A 1,288-nucleotide genomic window follows, 5' to 3' on the forward strand; every position below is an offset into this window, starting at 1 on the left:
TGGCGGTGCTCAACACCGGCCTGGTCAGCCCCGGCCATTCGCCGGGCGTGGACAACGTCAGCAGCTACACCCAGAGCGCCGGCGGCACGCTGCAGATCGAGCTGGGCGGCAGCAGCGCCGGCACCGGCGCCGGCCACTACGACCAGATCAACGTCTCGGGCAACGCCACCCTGGACGGCAAGCTGGCCCTGAGCCTGATCGACGGCTTCAAGCCCACCGACGGCCAGCAGTTCACCTTCATGACCTATGGCAGTGTCTCGGGCCACTTCTCGAGCAGCCAGGGCTTCGTGCAGTCCGCCGGCACCGACACCTACTACTTCGAGATCAAACAGACGGGCGACACCAACACCGCTGGCGCGGTGGTGCTCACGGCCCACAAGCTCAACGCCACCGCGGGGCTGCTGATCGGTGCCATCGACAGCGCCACGCCCACTGGCCTCACGGGCACCATCAAGGACGGCGTGGGCCAGCTGATCAACGCCGGCTACTTCCAGTCCAGCGGCCCGCTGAACTTCGGCGCCACGGCGCTGGACCTGGGCCAGGGGCTGCACCTGTCGGGCAACTTCAGCCTGGGCTACATGGCCGACGCCGACCTGGGCGACGGGGCAGGGCGCGCGCACGACATCCTGCTGCTGGGCCTGCACGACGGCAGCGGCGTGCTGGGTTCGCTGGACGCGGCCAAGCCGGGCATCGCGTTCTCGGATGCGGACATCGGCATCGCCTACATCGCCGATGCGAGCCGGGCCGACTCGGGCTGGGTGCTGGGCGAGGGCACGGTGACGGGCCTGACGCTGCAGGGCACGAGCGGGCTGTCGCTGACGGCCAACCAGCTGACGCTGGACTTCGCGGTGGGCGTGGGCCCGGGCGCGAGCGCCAGCAGCCCGGACCTGAGCGCCCATCCTCTGAGCTTCGGCGGTGCGAGCAATGCGCCCACGTTCACGCTGGACGCGCCGGCGACGGACGTGACGCGGGTGGCGCTGTCGGCGCACCAGGGCACGCTGACGGTGCTGGGCGACATCACCGTCTCGGGGGATTTCGGCTTTTCGGTGGCGGACAACCAGCTGGTGGCCGCAGGGCATGACGTGTCGGTGCGGCTCGAGGGCAGCGGCATGTCGGGCGGGATTGACCATGGCACCTTCGGCCTCTCGGTCAGCGGCAGCGCCGGTTCCACGCTCACCATCAGCCCCGCAGACCCGGCGAGCACGGTCGTCGTGGGCGGCAACGACGGGGAGGGCAGCGGTGCGCTCTACCTGAGCGACGCCTCCCTCGCCAACATCCAGTCGGGCTT

The 1,288-nt window shown here is 70.3% G+C and carries 1 protein-coding gene; it reads left to right on the forward strand.

Going from position 1 to position 1,288, the window contains the following annotated elements:
- Positions 1 to 1,288 (forward strand): hypothetical protein (locus NS331_RS26815; protein WP_206597355.1); only part of this gene is annotated, 1,288 nt, incomplete at both ends.

This window comes from Pseudacidovorax intermedius (assembly GCF_001476815.1).
GTDB classification, from domain to species: domain Bacteria; phylum Pseudomonadota; class Gammaproteobacteria; order Burkholderiales; family Burkholderiaceae_C; genus Xenophilus; species Xenophilus intermedius_A.